Source organism: Psychrobacillus syltrankelensis, from assembly GCF_055454035.1.
In genome coordinates this window covers 2,521,803-2,538,219 of sequence record NZ_CM144227.1, presented here as the reverse complement: position 1 = coordinate 2,538,219, position 16,417 = coordinate 2,521,803, and the positions used below count along the sequence as shown (strand labels likewise).

12 protein-coding genes, 1 tRNA gene, 3 rRNA genes, 1 other RNA gene and 1 other annotated feature (1 of these 18 running past the window's edge) are annotated in these 16,417 nt (G+C 40.3%); of the genes, 15 read left to right on the top strand and 2 right to left on the bottom strand.

Annotated features, from left to right (window positions below):
• Positions 1 to 27, top strand: a binding site (T-box leader); it begins 188 nt to the left of the window's first position.
• Positions 28 to 169: 142 nt separating this feature from the next.
• On the top strand, positions 170 to 1,444 hold the full coding sequence (gene serS, locus ACTSKG_RS12285) for a serine--tRNA ligase (protein WP_464754882.1): 1,275 nt from the start codon (positions 170 to 172) through the stop codon (positions 1,442 to 1,444).
• A 22-nt stretch (positions 1,445 to 1,466) separates the two neighbouring features.
• Here serS and tadA read toward each other — a convergent pair whose 3' ends face one another.
• Positions 1,467 to 1,937, bottom strand: a complete 471-nt coding sequence (gene tadA / locus ACTSKG_RS12280) for a tRNA adenosine(34) deaminase TadA (RefSeq protein ID WP_464754881.1) — start codon at positions 1,935 to 1,937, stop codon at positions 1,467 to 1,469.
• A gap of 85 nt (positions 1,938 to 2,022) precedes the next feature.
• Between tadA and ACTSKG_RS12275 the strand changes: the two genes are divergently transcribed.
• The 3 genes from ACTSKG_RS12275 to ACTSKG_RS12265 all read left to right on the top strand — a co-directional run bounded on the left by ACTSKG_RS12275 (position 2,023) and on the right by ACTSKG_RS12265 (position 4,562).
• Complete coding sequence (locus ACTSKG_RS12275; RefSeq protein WP_464758020.1) at positions 2,023 to 3,150, top strand: glycosyl hydrolase family 18 protein; 1,128 nt, start codon at positions 2,023 to 2,025, stop codon at positions 3,148 to 3,150.
• A 108-nt stretch (positions 3,151 to 3,258) separates the two neighbouring features.
• Positions 3,259 to 3,891 carry a deoxynucleoside kinase gene (locus ACTSKG_RS12270; protein WP_464754880.1) on the top strand — a complete coding sequence of 211 codons (633 nt, stop codon included), beginning with the start codon at positions 3,259 to 3,261 and terminating at the stop codon, positions 3,889 to 3,891.
• Positions 3,892 to 3,893: 2 nt separating this feature from the next.
• Positions 3,894 to 4,562, top strand: a complete 669-nt coding sequence (locus ACTSKG_RS12265) for a deoxynucleoside kinase (protein WP_464754879.1) — start codon at positions 3,894 to 3,896, stop codon at positions 4,560 to 4,562.
• 162 nt (positions 4,563 to 4,724) lie between these two features.
• Here the strand turns inward: ACTSKG_RS12265 and ACTSKG_RS12260 are convergent.
• Positions 4,725 to 4,817: transfer RNA gene (locus tag ACTSKG_RS12260), tRNA-Ser, on the bottom strand.
• Between the two features lie 197 nt (positions 4,818 to 5,014).
• Between ACTSKG_RS12260 and ffs the strand changes: the two genes are divergently transcribed.
• The 11 genes from ffs (at position 5,015) to tmk (ending at position 16,415) form a co-directional block, all read left to right on the top strand.
• An RNA gene (ffs, locus tag ACTSKG_RS12255) (signal recognition particle sRNA large type) lies at positions 5,015 to 5,282 on the top strand.
• 144 nt (positions 5,283 to 5,426) lie between these two features.
• Positions 5,427 to 7,166: a DNA polymerase III subunit gamma/tau gene (gene dnaX, locus ACTSKG_RS12250; protein WP_464754878.1), complete on the top strand. Its 1,740-nt coding sequence runs from the start codon at positions 5,427 to 5,429 to the stop codon at positions 7,164 to 7,166.
• 14 nt (positions 7,167 to 7,180) lie between these two features.
• Positions 7,181 to 7,501 (top strand): YbaB/EbfC family nucleoid-associated protein, encoded by a 321-nt coding sequence (locus ACTSKG_RS12245; RefSeq protein WP_464754877.1) that lies wholly within the window; start codon positions 7,181 to 7,183, stop codon positions 7,499 to 7,501.
• Positions 7,502 to 7,513: 12 nt separating this feature from the next.
• On the top strand, positions 7,514 to 8,110 hold the full coding sequence (gene recR / locus ACTSKG_RS12240) for a recombination mediator RecR (protein WP_387586270.1): 597 nt from the start codon (positions 7,514 to 7,516) through the stop codon (positions 8,108 to 8,110).
• A 15-nt stretch (positions 8,111 to 8,125) separates the two neighbouring features.
• On the top strand, positions 8,126 to 8,338 hold the full coding sequence (locus tag ACTSKG_RS12235) for a YaaL family protein (RefSeq protein ID WP_464754876.1): 213 nt from the start codon (positions 8,126 to 8,128) through the stop codon (positions 8,336 to 8,338).
• Between the two features lie 63 nt (positions 8,339 to 8,401).
• Positions 8,402 to 8,659 (top strand): pro-sigmaK processing inhibitor BofA family protein, encoded by a 258-nt coding sequence (locus ACTSKG_RS12230; RefSeq protein WP_464754874.1) that lies wholly within the window; start codon positions 8,402 to 8,404, stop codon positions 8,657 to 8,659.
• A gap of 223 nt (positions 8,660 to 8,882) precedes the next feature.
• Positions 8,883 to 10,436: ribosomal RNA gene (locus ACTSKG_RS12225) — 16S ribosomal RNA — on the top strand.
• Between the two features lie 250 nt (positions 10,437 to 10,686).
• Positions 10,687 to 13,613 (top strand): 23S ribosomal RNA (locus tag ACTSKG_RS12220).
• Positions 13,614 to 13,798: 185 nt separating this feature from the next.
• Positions 13,799 to 13,914, top strand: a 5S ribosomal RNA gene (rrf, locus tag ACTSKG_RS12215).
• The 16S, 23S and 5S rRNA genes sit together here, the layout of an rRNA operon.
• A gap of 435 nt (positions 13,915 to 14,349) precedes the next feature.
• Positions 14,350 to 15,771, top strand: a complete 1,422-nt coding sequence (locus tag ACTSKG_RS12210) for an aminotransferase class I/II-fold pyridoxal phosphate-dependent enzyme (protein WP_464754873.1) — start codon at positions 14,350 to 14,352, stop codon at positions 15,769 to 15,771.
• A gap of 2 nt (positions 15,772 to 15,773) precedes the next feature.
• Complete coding sequence (gene tmk / locus ACTSKG_RS12205) at positions 15,774 to 16,415, top strand: dTMP kinase (protein ID WP_464754872.1); 642 nt, start codon at positions 15,774 to 15,776, stop codon at positions 16,413 to 16,415.
• The last annotated feature ends 2 nt before the right edge of the window (positions 16,416 to 16,417 follow it).

Genomic DNA, 16,417 nt, shown 5'->3' with positions numbered 1-16,417 from the left:
GTAACGCGGGTAGCTCTCGTCCCTTTTACAGGGATGAGGGCTTTTTTGTCGTTTTTAACTGTATAAGTAGTGTATATAAATACGCTTATTGAATGAGGTTAAAGTCTCTGGCGGAAGTCACAGATTTTATGCCAAGGCAAATTTAATTAAAATTGAGGAGGAAATTAACATGTTAGATGTAAAGTTTGTAAGAGATCATTATGAAGAAGTAAAAGCCAAACTTGCTAAACGAGGAGAAGAGATTTCAGAGTTTGATCAATTCTTGCCATTAGATCAAAAACGAAGAGAACTGATTGCAAAAACAGAAGTGTTAAAAGCAGAAAGAAATGAGTTTTCACAAAAAATATCAGAAATGAAAAGAAATAAAGAAAACGCGGATGACCTAATTGCTCGTATGCGTGAAGTCGGCGATGAAATAAAAAAATTAGATGATGAATTAAGGGATGTCGAGGAAAAATTTGAATATATGATGATGCGTATTCCAAATATTCCACACGACAGCGTTCCTATTGGTGATTCTGAAGATGATAATGTGGAAATTCGTAAATGGGGAGAAGTGCCTTCTTTTAATTTCGAAGCAAAAGCCCATTGGGATATTGCAACAGATTTAAAAATAGTTGATTTTGAACGAGCAGCGAAAGTTACAGGAAGTCGCTTTGCATTTTATTTAGGTTTAGGTGCGAGACTTGAACGTGCTTTAATAAACTTCATGATGGATCTACATTCAGAAGAGCATGGATATGCGGAAATGCTTCCACCATATTTAGCTAATCGTACGAGCTTAACAGGGACTGGGCAACTTCCAAAGTTTGAAGAAGATGCATTTTTAGTAAATGAAGAGGATTATTTCTTAATCCCTACCTCAGAAGTACCTGTAACAAACTATTATCGTGATGAAATTTTAGGGGGAGAACAACTTCCACAAGCATTTGCTGCATTTAGTGCTTGCTTCCGTTCAGAAGCGGGCTCAGCAGGTCGCGATACGCGAGGACTAATCCGTCAACATCAATTCAATAAAGTAGAGTTAGTTCGTTTTGTGAAACCAGAAGAGTCATATGAGCAGTTAGAGCTTTTAACAGGTCATGCAGAAAAAGTTTTACAATTATTAGGTCTTCCTTATCGTGTGCTTAATATGTGTACAGCAGATTTAGGTTTTACTGCTGCTAAAAAATACGATCTTGAAGTATGGTTACCAAGCTACGGGGAGTACAAAGAAATTTCTTCTTGCAGTAATTTTGAAGATTTCCAAGCTCGACGTGCAGGTATTCGCTTTAGAAGAGAAGTAGGAGCAAAACCGGAATATGTACACACTTTAAATGGAAGTGGACTTGCCCTTGGACGTACTGTTGCAGCTATATTAGAAAACTATCAACAAGCAGATGGTACAGTAGTAGTTCCAGAAGCATTAGTTCCATACATGGGTGGAAAAACAGTTATAAAATAATAGGGAGAACAAGAAACATTATTTAGAGATGTTTCTTGTTCTTTTTTTGTGCTCGTAGATTGCGAAAAAATTGAGTAAGAAGATTCCCGCACTCTTCTGCAAGAATACCTTCCGATACTTCACACATATGATTAAACCTACTGTCATTTAAAAGATGATAAAGTGAATCTACACATCCAGCTTTTACATCTCTTGCTCCATATACAACCCGGGGGATACGGGATTGCAAAATAGCACCTGCACACATTGGACAGGGCTCAAGAGTGACATATAAAGTCGTTTCCTCTAATCTCCAACTTCCTATCTTCTTACAAGCTTCTTGAATGGCTAGTAGCTCCGCATGTGTAGTGGCATTTTGTGTAGTTTCTCTTAAGTTAAAAGCCTTTGCAATAATTTCGTTTTTATATACAATAACTGCTCCAATTGGTACTTCTCCAAGTTGTGCAGCTTTTTTAGCTTCTTCTAGCGCTATATTCATATAGTGTTCATCCAATTTGAATCAACCCCTTTACCTTAGTGTAGCATGTTTTATTTAGCTCTTGCATATTGTATTTTGAAGGAGTGATCGATTGATATATGTGGTGAAAAGTGGAGATAGCTTATACTCCATAGCAAAGCATTTCGGTACAAATGCGGCAACGCTTGCCTCTATTAATGAATTACCAGACCCCGATGTGTTAGTCATAGGGCAAGCACTAGTTTTACCTTCTACTCCAAGCCCAGATAGACCAATTATTGAAACAAACTTATATGTAGAGTGGTATACAGAAATCCCATCCCAGCACGTAATTGACCAAGTTGAAAAAGCTGCACCAGGGTTAACGTATTTGATGCCTTTTGCGTATGAAATTTTACGAGATGGATCATTGACAGAGATGAATTGGGGTAAATTATCTGATGTAGCAAAGAGCCATCAAGTTGAGACGGCAATAGTAATAACAAATATCGAAAATGGAGCATTTAGTGATACATTAGCGCATACTATTTTTACGGATGAACAGGTGAAACAAACAGTTTATAAGCAAGCGGTGGCACAAGCTAATGCTAGAGGAACAACACATATTCATACCGACTTTGAATATATTGCTAAAGAGGACCGAGAAAACTATGTAGCTTTTTTAAAGGGATTAAAAGAATTTGCTAAAGGATTTATGATTTCATCAAGTCTTGCACCAAAAACGGGTGCTGATCTAAAAGGAAAATGGTATGAAGCGATCGATTATAGGGCAATCGGTGAAGTGGTAGATTTTGTTGTAATAATGACTTATGAGTGGGGCTATAGTGGAGGACCACCAATGGCAGTTTCTCCAATAGGACCAGTTCGAAAGGTACTTGAATATGCAAAAACAGAAATAGACTCAAGGAAAATTATGATGGGACAAAATTTATACGGATATGACTGGACGCTTCCCTATAAACCTGGAAATCCCTTTGCTAAAGCAGTAAGCCCTCAGCGAGCTCTCCAAATAGCAAAGGAACGAAATGTAGCAATAGAGTACGATCAAATTGCCCAAGCTCCTTTCTTTCATTATTGGAAGGATGGAAAAGAGCATGAGGTATGGTTTGAGGATGCACGATCTATTCAAGCAAAATTTAAATTATTGAAAGAACTAAAACTTCTAGGAATCTCCTATTGGCATAGTGGTTTTGACTTCCCACAAAATTGGTATTTATTAAATGAAATGTTCCGTGTGAAGAAAAAATAGGAGCAAATTTACCTTTCGTATAGAAAGGTGGATTTGCTCTGTTTTTCGTTTTCTCACTATGATAAAATAAAGGGCACGACTTGAAATATTAGAGCGAGGTTAAAGTTTATGTCCATTCCATTTATAACTGTAGAAGGTCCAATAGGGGTAGGGAAAACCTCCTTAGCCAGAGCGATTGCTTCTAACTATCAATTTGAATTATTAAAAGAGATTGTGGATGAAAATCCTTTTTTAGATAAATTTTATGACGATATTGCAGAATGGAGTTTCCAAACGGAAATGTTTTTTCTTTGCAATCGTTATAAACAATTAAGTGATATCCAAAAGAACTACCTGTCAAAAACGAAAGCAGTAACAGCAGATTATCATATATTTAAAAATTTAATTTTTGCTAAACGCTCGTTAAATGAAGTAGAATATGAAAAATATGAAGCAATCTATAAAATTTTAACGAATGATATGCCTGTTCCAAACATGGTAATCTATTTAGATGCTAGCTTAGATGTTCTTATTAACCGAATCAATTTACGAGGAAGGGACTTTGAAAAGAAAATAAGCCCAGATTACTTGCAACAACTTGCAGCAGATTATCGTATGTTCATCGATGATTTTGAAAAAAAACATCCAGAAGTACCTGTTCTTCGGTTTAACGGAGATGAAATTGACTTTGTTAATAATGGACAAGACTTACAACTAATTTTAGAAAAAATAGATGCAACATTACATAGAAGGAGTTTTTAAACATGAATATGAGAGAGAAGTACGGCATTCCTCCTAATGCGGTTATAACAATTGCTGGAACAGTTGGAGTAGGCAAATCTACTATGACAAAAGCTCTTGCTGATGCATTACACTTTAAAACATCTTTTGAAAAAGTTGATTCAAATCCATATTTAGATCGTTTTTATGAAGACTTTTCAAAATGGAGCTTTCATTTACAAATTTACTTTTTAGCAGAGCGCTTTAAAGAGCAAAAGAGAATGTTTGAATATGGCGGTGGATTTATTCAAGATCGATCCATTTATGAGGATACAGGCATATTTGCTCAAATGCATAAAGAAAAGGGAACGATGGATCCAGTTGACCATGAAACCTATACTAGTTTGTTTGAGGCAATGGTTATGACACCATATTTTCCGCATCCCAATCTATTAATTTATCTTGAGGGATCTTTAGATGATATTATTGATCGTATTCATGATAGAGGACGTCCAATGGAGCAGCAAACCCCAATATCCTATTGGGAAGAAATGCATGGACGCTATGAAAAATGGATTGATTCATTTAATGGATGTCCTGTACTTCGTTTGAATATTACCGACTATGATATCGTTCAAAACCCTGAAAGTGTAGAAGCAATCATTGGGAGAATTGGACACTTTATGGAACAAACAGAAGCATTAAGAAAATAATTAAAACCCTCTTGCGACTATGCAAGAGGGTTTTAATTCATAAAAAAAGAACGTAACTTTAATAGTTGCGTTCATAATATTCTGAACACGGTAGTTTAAGAAAAATTCGTTACCAATGCAACGAATTCAATCTCAAATTTATGCGTGTGTGTATTTTAAAAATGGAGGAGGAAGAGGGATTCGAACCCCCGCGCGGTATGACCCGCCTGTCGGTTTTCAAGACCGATCCCTTCAGCCGGACTTGGGTATTCCTCCGAAGTACATGAACTAATTTATCACGGATAAAAATCAAAGTCAATACATTTGAAGAATTATTTTTTTAAAAAATAAGACATAGTGATTGCTAAAATAAAAGTAGTTATATCAATAGTTAGTGTAGAACATAGCAAGTATTTCAAACTTATATTCTCTTATTCATTGATTTTTTTTAAAAAAATGCTATACTAATTATGCCGTGCTAGGTGGGAAGGTAGCGGTGTCTTGTAACTCGCAATCCGCTCTAGCGAGACTGAACCCCTTCTCTGAGGTTGAATACATGTAGGGTCTGGTATTTGCACGTGATGTTGACGTTTGGGTCCTGCGCAATGAGTGCCCATGAACCATGTCAGGTCCGGAAGGAAGCAGCATTAAGTGGTGCTTACTCATGTGCCGCGGGGTAGCCTAAACCGAGTTAACGACAAGGGTGCCGCTTATGTGTTTCAAGCGAAGGAAGGTGCACGGCAATAATTTAAAATATCCACTCATTTGTCTAATAGACGAATGAGTTTTTTTATATTAAACCTATGCATTAATAAGCGAAGTGAGTGCTTCTTTATGGTATAATAAATTTACTATTTAACTTAAAATGAGAAGGAGGGGAACTTGTTGTCGTATCAAGCTTTCTACCGCGCTTATCGACCTCAGTCGTTTGCGGAGATGTCCGGGCAATCCCATATTAAACAAACACTTCAAAATGCCCTCCTTTACAATAAAACTACACATGCGTATTTATTTTCAGGTCCACGTGGAACAGGGAAAACAAGTGCAGCTAAGATTTTTGCAAAAGCATTGAACTGTGAAAACGGGCCAACTAAAGAACCGTGTAATAATTGTGCAACTTGTAAAAGTATTATGGATGGTTCCAACACAGATGTGATTGAATTTGATGCAGCTTCGAATTCTCGCGTGGAAGAAATGCGAGATATTATTGAAAAAGTACGTTTTGCACCTTCAAATGCTCGTTACAAAGTGTATATTATAGATGAAGTGCATATGCTTTCTACAAGTGCTTTTAATGCGTTGTTAAAAACATTAGAAGAACCACCAGCGCATGTTGTGTTTATTTTGGCAACAACTGAACCACATAAGATTCCCTTAACAATTATTTCTAGATGTCAGCGATTTGATTTTAAAAGAATTACTTCCACCGACATCGTCGCTAGAATGAAAGAAGTATTAATTGATGCTAATATTGAATATGATGAACATGTATTAAAAATTATAGCCCAAGCAGCTGCTGGAGGGATGCGTGATGCCCTAAGTATGCTCGATCAAGTAGTATCTTTTAGTGGAGAGAAGATGACACTAGAGGATGCATTACTTGTAACAGGCTCCATTGGTCAGGATGTCTTCTTTCAGTTAGCAACTGCATTAATTGAAAAGGATATAGCGAAAGCTTTAAGTTGTATCGAACAATTAGTAGATGATGGGAAAGATCCTGTTCGTTTAACGGAAGACTTTATTACATTTTACAGAGATTTACTTGTATTAATTGTTGCGCCCGAACAAACTGAGCTTCTGGAAATAGCTACTGGAGACATTACCTTTCTTGACCTAGCTTCTAAATTTCCAATAGATACATTGTATAAAAGCATCTCTATTTTGACGAATACGCAACAAGAAATGCGGTTTTCTAATCATGCAAAGGTTTATCTAGAAACAGCTATTATTCGTTTAGCACAAGTTCCTAGAGAAGCGTCCTTGTCCAGTGAAAGTAGCACAGAGCTTGAACAGAAAGTAAAATCACTTGAAAATCAATTGCAACAATTGCAACAACAAATCAGTCAAGGGATTATACCTCAAGCAAATGGTGCGGTACAGGAACAACCAAAAAAACAACGACAGAGATCAACGTCAGGTGTCAAAGTATCAAGTGGTCGTATTCATGAAATATTAAAAACTGCAACAAAAACAGACATTCAAACAATTAAATCTCAATGGGCTAATATTTTACAACAGCTCCAAAAATCACATGCAGCACTTTTAAATGACGCTGAACCAGTTGCAGCATCATCAAGTGCATTTGTGTTAAAATTTAAGTATGATATCCATTGTCAAATGGCTGTAGAGAATAAAACATTTTCTACCTCTTTTCCTCAACTCATTACAAACTTAACTGGAACTGTATACGAAGTAATATATGTACCAGAGGAAAGCTGGTTGAAAATAAGAGAAGAATTTATCAAACAAAATGGCTTAAAACAAAGTCATACAGAAAATGATGAATCTAAGCCTAGTATGGCAATGGAACTTTTACATGATATGGAAGAAATATCAGAAGATCCATTAATTGTAGAAGCAGAAAAGTTATTTGGAAAAGAATTTGTAGAAGTACATGACGACTAAGGAGGAAATTAATTATGCGTGGAATGGGAAATATGCAAGGTATGATGAAGCAAATGCAAAAAATGCAAAAGAAAATGGCGGAGGCCCAAGAAGAACTAGGTAATCAACGCTTTGAAGCAGTTGCAGGCGGTGGAATGGTAAAGGTTGTTGTTTCGGGACATAAAGAAGTATTGGAAGTAGTGCTAGATTCAGCTGTAGTAGATCCAGAAGATGTAGAAATGCTTCAAGATTTAATTGTAATTGCTACAAATGAAGCAATAAAAAAAGCAGAAGAAACGACGAACTCCACGATGGGTCAATTCACGAAAGGATTGAACCTCCCTGGCATGTTCTAGGAGGAATAAGACATGCATTATCCTGAACCAATATCAAAACTAATAGATAGTTTTATGAAATTGCCAGGAATCGGGCCCAAAACTGCGGCTCGACTGGCATTTTTTGTATTAACGATGAAAGAAGATACAGTTTTAGACTTTGCGAAAGCATTAGTAGATGCAAAAAGAAACTTAAGTTATTGCTCTGTTTGTGGTCATATTACTGATATTGACCCGTGTCATATATGTCAAGATCAACAACGTGATTTATCAATGATTTGTGTAGTCCAAGATACGAAAGACGTAATAGCTATGGAGAAAATGAGAGACTACAATGGATTGTATCATGTTCTACATGGAGCAATTTCTCCAATGGATGGAATAGGACCGGAAGATATTAATGTCCCTTCGCTTTTAAAAAGATTACAAGACACACAAGTGGAAGAGCTAATACTTGCAACAAACCCTACAATAGAAGGTGAAGCAACAGCTATGTATATATCTCGTCTTTTGAAGCCTTCTGGTATTAAGACAACTAGAATTGCACATGGTTTACCAGTAGGTGGAGATTTAGAGTATGCGGACGAAGTAACCTTGTCAAAAGCTTTAGAGGGTCGCCGAGAGTTGTAAGGGAGTTGTAGTAAAATGTTTTTCCAAAAAGGTAAATTAAAAAAAGAATTTGATGATCAGTTTGTGATTCTAATAAAATCCACAAAAGAAGATTGGCAACAAACACAATTGATAGAAGATTATTTAAATGATTATGATTTAGATATAGTAGCAAAAAGAAAAATTGCAGAGAGTATTCATTTCTATTTATATAAAGAGGCAAAAATTAGAAATGTCATATTAAAGTAAGAATGATAGTGGTACTAGCTTCATATACTAAGAGATAGTGATTTTATGGAGGAGAGATGTTTCATGAAGTTAGTTATCATTGTATGTTCGGTATTGCTACTATTGTTTCTTTTGTTTAGAACATCATTTTCAAAAGTAACGGAGAGTTTACCGTTCTTCTTATTTCGTTTAGGTTTTTCGTTTTTTTTACTGTTTGGAGTCCATTTACTTTTAGGCTTGTTTGGTTACCAAGTTCCTATTAATTTGTTTACAGGTGTGATGGTAGCAGTGTTAGGAGTGCCTGGTGTAGCCTCTGTAGTGGCTATTTCTATTTTAATTTAAAAGTTTTTTAAAAAAGTGTTGACTTATAAAGTATAAGAGAGTAATATTGTAGAAGTCGCCAAGAGGTAAACGAAACGGCAGACTACATGAACATTGAAAACTGAACATGCAAAACGTTAAGACATACAGCTTGAAAGACTAACTTGTTAGTTTGATAGCAAAACAAAAATGACATCATTTAATGATGATGCCAGCAAAACAAAATGAGCTTTTTAAGTTCTCTATTATGGAGAGTTTGATCCTGGCTCAGGACGAACGCTGGCGGCATGCCTAATACATGCAAGTCGAGCGAATGATGAAGAAGCTTGCTTCTTCTGATTTAGCGGCGGACGGGTGAGTAACACGTGGGCAACCTGCCCTGTAGATTGGGATAACTCCGGGAAACCGGGGCTAATACCGAATAATCCATTTCCTCACATGTGGAAATGTTAAAAGACGGTCTCGGCTGTCACTACAGGATGGGCCCGCGGCGCATTAGCTAGTTGGTGAGGTAACGGCTCACCAAGGCGACGATGCGTAGCCGACCTGAGAGGGTGATCGGCCACACTGGGACTGAGACACGGCCCAGACTCCTACGGGAGGCAGCAGTAGGGAATCTTCCACAATGGACGAAAGTCTGATGGAGCAATGCCGCGTGAGTGAAGAAGGTTTTCGGATCGTAAAACTCTGTTGTGAGGGAAGAACAAGTACGAGAGTAACTGCTCGTACCTTGACGGTACCTCATTAGAAAGCCACGGCTAACTACGTGCCAGCAGCCGCGGTAATACGTAGGTGGCAAGCGTTGTCCGAAATTATTGGGCGTAAAGCGCGCGCAGGCGGTCCTTTAAGTCTGATGTGAAATCCCACGGCTCAACCGTGGAAGGTCATTGGAAACTGGGGGACTTGAGTACAGAAGAGGAAAGCGGAATTCCAAGTGTAGCGGTGAAATGCGTAGAGATTTGGAGGAACACCAGTGGCGAAGGCGGCTTTCTGGTCTGTAACTGACGCTGAGGCGCGAAAGCGTGGGGAGCAAACAGGATTAGATACCCTGGTAGTCCACGCCGTAAACGATGAGTGCTAAGTGTTAGGGGGTTTCCGCCCCTTAGTGCTGCAGCTAACGCATTAAGCACTCCGCCTGGGGAGTACGGTCGCAAGACTGAAACTCAAAGGAATTGACGGGGGCCCGCACAAGCGGTGGAGCATGTGGTTTAATTCGAAGCAACGCGAAGAACCTTACCAGGTCTTGACATCCCGCTGACCGTTCTAGAGATAGATCTTTCCCTTCGGGGACAGCGGTGACAGGTGGTGCATGGTTGTCGTCAGCTCGTGTCGTGAGATGTTGGGTTAAGTCCCGCAACGAGCGCAACCCTTGATCTTAGTTGCCAGCATTCAGTTGGGCACTCTAAGGTGACTGCCGGTGATAAACCGGAGGAAGGTGGGGATGACGTCAAATCATCATGCCCCTTATGACCTGGGCTACACACGTGCTACAATGGACGGTACAGAGGGTCGCAACCCCGCGAGGGTGAGCTAATCCCATAAAACCGTTCTCAGTTCGGATTGTAGGCTGCAACTCGCCTACATGAAGCCGGAATCGCTAGTAATCGTGGATCAGCATGCCACGGTGAATACGTTCCCGGGCCTTGTACACACCGCCCGTCACACCACGAGAGTTTGTAACACCCGAAGTCGGTGGGGTAACCCTTACGGGAGCCAGCCGCCGAAGGTGGGACAGATGATTGGGGTGAAGTCGTAACAAGGTAGCCGTATCGGAAGGTGCGGCTGGATCACCTCCTTTCTAAGGATAATATCGGAATACAGATTTTTATCTGTATCTTAACGTTTTGCAGTTCAGTTTTGAATGTTCATTTTATATGAAGATTCAACAGCTTTAACTCTTGTTCTTTGAAAACTGGATAAAACGACATTGAAAGAAACAAATTCAAGAAATTCAATTTGTAATCACATTTGTGATTATTTTTTGTGTAGTACTTTTAACTACTATTTTTGAGGATTTCAAGACACAAGCAGTGGATTGGAAGCCGAATGGTTAAGTTAATAAGGGCGCACGGTGAATGCCTTGGCACTAGGAGCCGAAGAAGGACGGCACTAACACCGATATGCTTCGGGGAGCTGTAAGTGAGCTTTGATCCGGAGATTTCCGAATGGGGAAACCCACTGTTCGTAATGGAGCAGTACATTTGCGTGAATACATAGCGCATCTGTGGCAAACCCAGGGAACTGAAACATCTAAGTACCTGGAGGAAGAGAAAGAAAAATCGATTCCCTGAGTAGCGGCGAGCGAAACGGGAAGAGCCCAAACCAAGAGGCTTGCCTCTTGGGGTTGTAGGACACTCTATATAGAGTTACAAAGGAATGAGCTAGACGAAGCGATCTGGAAAGGTCCGCAGGATAGGGTAAAAGCCCCGTAGTCAAAAGTTCATTCTCTCTTGAGTGTATCCTGAGTACGGCGGAACACGTGAAATTCCGTCGGAATCTGGGAGGACCATCTCCCAAGGCTAAATACTACCTAGTGACCGATAGTGAACCAGTACCGTGAGGGAAAGGTGAAAAGCACCCCGGAAGGGGAGTGAAATAGATCCTGAAACCGTGTGCCTACAAGTAGTCAGAGCCCGTTAATGGGTGATGGCGTGCCTTTTGTAGAATGAACCGGCGAGTTACGATTACATGCAAGGTTAAGTTGAGAAGACGGAGCCGCAGCGAAAGCGAGTCTGAATAGGGCGAATGAGTATGTGGTCGTAGACCCGAAACCAGGTGATCTACCCATGTCCAGGATGAAGGTAAGGTAACACTTACTGGAGGTCCGAACCCACGCACGTTGAAAAGTGCGGGGATGAGGTGTGGGTAGCGGAGAAATTCCAATCGAACCTGGAGATAGCTGGTTCTCTCCGAAATAGCTTTAGGGCTAGCCTCAAACGTTAGAATCTTGGAGGTAGAGCACTGTTTGGACTAGGGGCCCGTCCCGGGTTACCGAATTCAGACAAACTCCGAATGCCAATGATTTATGTTTGGGAGTCAGACTGCGAGTGATAAGATCCGTAGTCAAGAGGGAAACAGCCCAGACCACCAGCTAAGGTCCCAAAGTATTTGTTAAGTGGAAAAGGATGTGGCGTTGCTTAGACAACCAGGATGTTGGCTTAGAAGCAGCCATCATTTAAAGAGTGCGTAATAGCTCACTGGTCGAGTGACGCTGCGCCGAAAATGTATCGGGGCTAAACAAATCACCGAAGCTGTGGATTGATACCTATGGTATCAGTGGTAGGAGAGCGTTCTAAGGGCGTTGAAGTCAGACCGGAAGGACTGGTGGAGCGCTTAGAAGTGAGAATGCCGGTATGAGTAGCGAAAGATGGGTGAGAATCCCATCCACCGTATGACTAAGGTTTCCTGAGGAAGGCTCGTCCGCTCAGGGTTAGTCGGGACCTAAGTCGAGGCCGATAGGCGTAGACGATGGACAACAGGTTGATATTCCTGTACCACCAAACCACCGTTTGAGTAATGGGGGGACGCAGAAGGATAGGGTAAGCGTGCTGTTGGTTATGCACGTCCAAGCAGTAAGGTGTGAGTGTAGGCAAATCCGCACTCTGTAACATTGAGCTGTGATGGCGAGGACTTAGTCCGAAGTTCCTGATTTCACACTGCCAAGAAAAGCCTCTAGCGAGGTGATAGGTGCCCGTACCGCAAACCGACACAGGTAGTCGAGGAGAGAATCCTAAGGTGAGCGAGAGAACTCTCGTTAAGGAACTCGGCAAAATGACCCCGTAACTTCGGGAGAAGGGGTGCTCTTTTGGGTGTATAGCCTAGAAGAGCCGCAGTGAATAGGCCCAGGCGACTGTTTAGCAAAAACACAGGTCTCTGCAAAACCGTAAGGTGAAGTATAGGGGCTGACGCCTGCCCGGTGCTGGAAGGTTAAGAGGAGTGCTTAGCGCAAGCGAAGGTGCGAATTGAAGCCCCAGTAAACGGCGGCCGTAACTATAACGGTCCTAAGGTAGCGAAATTCCTTGTCGGGTAAGTTCCGACCCGCACGAAAGGCGTAACGATCTGGGCACTGTCTCAACGAGAGACTCGGTGAAATTATAGTACCTGTGAAGATGCAGGTTACCCGCGACAGGACGGAAAGACCCCGTGGAGCTTTACTATAGCTTGATATTGAATTTTGGTGCAACTTGTACAGGATAGGCAGGAGCCTTAGAGCCCGGAGCGCCAGCTTCGGAGGAGGCGTCGGTGGGATACTGCCCTGGTTGTATTGAAATTCTAACCCATACCCGTAACCCGGGTAGGAGACAGTGTCAGGCGGGTAGTTTGACTGGGGCGGTCGCCTCCTAAAGTGTAACGGAGGCGCCCAAAGGTTCCCTCAGAATGGTTGGAAATCATTCGAAGAGTGTAAAGGCAGAAGGGAGCTTGACTGCGAGACCTACAAGTCGAGCAGGGTCGAAAGACGGGCTTAGTGATCCGGTGGTTCCGCATGGAAGGGCCATCGCTCAACGGATAAAAGCTACCCCGGGGATAACAGGCTTATCTCCCCAAGAGTCCACATCGACGGGGAGGTTTGGCACCTCGATGTCGGCTCATCGCATCCTGGGGCTGTAGTCGGTCCCAAGGGTTGGGCTGTTCGCCCATTAAAGCGGTACGCGAGCTGGGTTCAGAACGTCGTGAGACAGTTCGGTCCCTATCCGTCGTGGGCGTAGGAAATTTGAGAGGAGCTGTCCTTAGTACGAGAGGACCGGGATGGACACACCGCTGGTGTACCAGTTGTTCTGCCAAGAGCATCGCTGGGTAGCTATGTGTGGACGGGATAAGTGCTGAAAGCATCTAAGCACGAAGCCCCCCTCAAGATGAGATTTCCCATTACGCAAGTAAGTAAGATCCCTCAAAGACGATGAGGTAGATAGGTTCGGGGTGGAAGCGTGGCGACACGTGCAGCTGACGAATACTAATCGATCGAGGACTTAACCAAATAGAATTTGCATATTCCAATGTCTTTTATCCAGTTTTGAGTGAACAAGCACTCTAGTAAGAGGGTTTCAAGACACGAGTAATTCGAGGAAACGATTGAGAGAGGAAAGGAGCGTACTCAAGTACGTGACTGACCGAACGAATGAAGTTGACGAAGAAGTACGATGTGTATTGAAAGCCGAACAGTCTAGTGATGATGGCGAAGAGGTCACACCCGTTCCCATACCGAACACGGAAGTTAAGCTCTTCAGCGCCGATGGTAGTTGGGGGTTTCCCCCTGTGAGAGTAGGACGTCGCTAGGCACTAGAGAAAGTCGTTACCGAGTAATCGGTGGCGGCTTTTTTCTATTATTTTGATATAAAATTAATTACTGTAGGAACTTGAAGTGAGTAGCGAGAAAGTAATTTGTGAAATTTAATCTCGCCTGCTATAAATTTGGTCTCACTTCTGGTTCAACTGGTCTCGAAGTGCCTTTTTATAAATGACTATAGATAATAATTCAAGTGTTCTCTTCTGTATAAAGGTTTGATTAAGACCTATTTCACATAGAAATAACCTATAATTAAGACACTTGATTTCCCAATATGTTAAGCTATCGAAAAAACTTTTGAATTTCCCCCTTTTAATTGAAATAGTAACAACTCTCCCATAGAAACAACACTTAATTTTAAGGTCGTGTGCTATTTGTTGATGTATAATAGGAGAAGGAAGTCATAATAAATAGTGGGGTCATAAAAATGCAGGAGAAACGTCCGCTAGTCGAAGCTATTGAAAAATTTCATAAACAAAAAAGCATTTCTTTTCATGTTCCTGGACATAAAAACGGACTTTTATCAAATTTACCAAATACAATAAAAAAAACGATGGAGTATGATCTGACCGAATTAAGTGGATTAGATGATTACCATCATCCTGAGGAAGCTATAAAAGAGGCCGAGCACCTGCTTGCAATGGTATACGGAGCTCAAAAAAGCTTTTTTTTGGTAAATGGAACTACCGTAGGAAATCTATCGATGATTTATGCTACATGTCAGTTTGGTGAGCAAATCATTGTTCAACGAAATGCACATAAATCTATTTTTCATGCAATTGAACTAGTGGGAGCAGAACCTATCTTTGTAACTCCTGAATGGGATGAGAGAACGAAAACCGCTTCATATGTTACATTTGAAGTTATTCAAAAAGCATTAGCGGAATATCCTCAAGCTAAAGCTATTGTACTAACTTATCCGAATTATTATGGAGTTTCTTCGTTACAATTAGAAAGCATAATAAACTTATGTCATGCTAAAAACATTCCAGTATTGGTGGACGAGGCACATGGTGCACATTTCCGGGCTAATAAAGACTTTCCAAAGTCTTCTCTTATATATGGAGCTGACATAGTGGTTCAATCAGCTCACAAAACATTACCTGCATTGACGATGGGCTCCTTTTTACATGTCAACTCCAATTTAATAGATACAAGTCGAGTAAATAAATATTTAAGGATGCTACAGTCAAGTAGTCCATCATATCTCTTATTAGCTTCATTAGATGATTCAAGAAGCTATGTGGAGAGATACAATGAAATTGATTTTAAACAGCTTATATATAGAAGGAAATTATTTATAGGGACATTAGAAACGATTCCTCAATTAGAAATCGTGCAGGTAGATGATCCTCTAAAATTATTGATACGTATGAAAAAGTACTCAGGATTTCAATTACAAAAAGTGTTGGAACAGCAGCATATTTATGTCGAACTTGCGGACGCTTATCAAGTTTTAATGATTTTGCCATTATTAAAAGTTGAGCATGAGTATCCTTTTGCAGAAATTAGAAAGCGGATAAAGCATGCTGTGGATATTTTGCGTAAAGAAGTTCCTATTATTCCAAATGATGTTCCATTAATAAAACAAAAATCTATTTCAACATTACATATGAATATAAGTTTGTTAAATGAAAAACAAGGGGAATGGATACCGTACGCACGGTCCTTGGGTAGAATTGCAAAAGGAATGATTATTCCCTATCCCCCAGGCATTCCACTAATATTGGTTGGTGAGAAGATAACGATAGCTATGTTAACGGAATTAGAAGAATGGATAGAAAAAGGTGCGTCATTTCAAGGTCAACATAGACTGGATGAAAAGTTAATATATGTAGTGGAGGAGTAAATGTGCAGAAAAAAGGGTATTTTATTTCAAGTGAAGGTCCTGAAGGTGCTGGAAAGACAACCATAATGAATCTACTTGGAATTAAATTGAAAGAAGAAGGCTATGATGTGGTTATGACTAGGGAGCCTGGTGGAATTATGATTTCAGAAAAAATTAGAGACATAATTTTAGATAATGAGCATACAATGATGGATAGCCGTACAGAAGCTTTATTATATGCAGCAGCAAGAAGACAGCATTTAATAGAAAAGGTACAACCAGCAATAGATGCAGGAAAAATTGTTATATGTGATCGATTTATCGATAGCTCTCTTGCTTATCAAGGTTATGCAAGAGGGATAGGGGTAGATGAAATTTTGGCTATTAATAAGTTTGCTATAGGTAAAACAATGCCGGATAAAACTATCCTATTTGATATAGAACCTAAAGTAGGACTTGCCAGAATCGAAGCACATAAAAACAGAGAAAAAAATCGATTAGACGTAGAAAGTCTAATTTTTCATCAAAAAGTAAGAGAAGGCTATTTATCACTCGTCGACCAATATCCAAGTCGTATTCAAGTAGTCGATGCTTCTCAATCATTAGAGATAGTATTAGAAGAAGTTTATGATGTTATAAAAAGGGAATTAGAAATTATTAGATAATT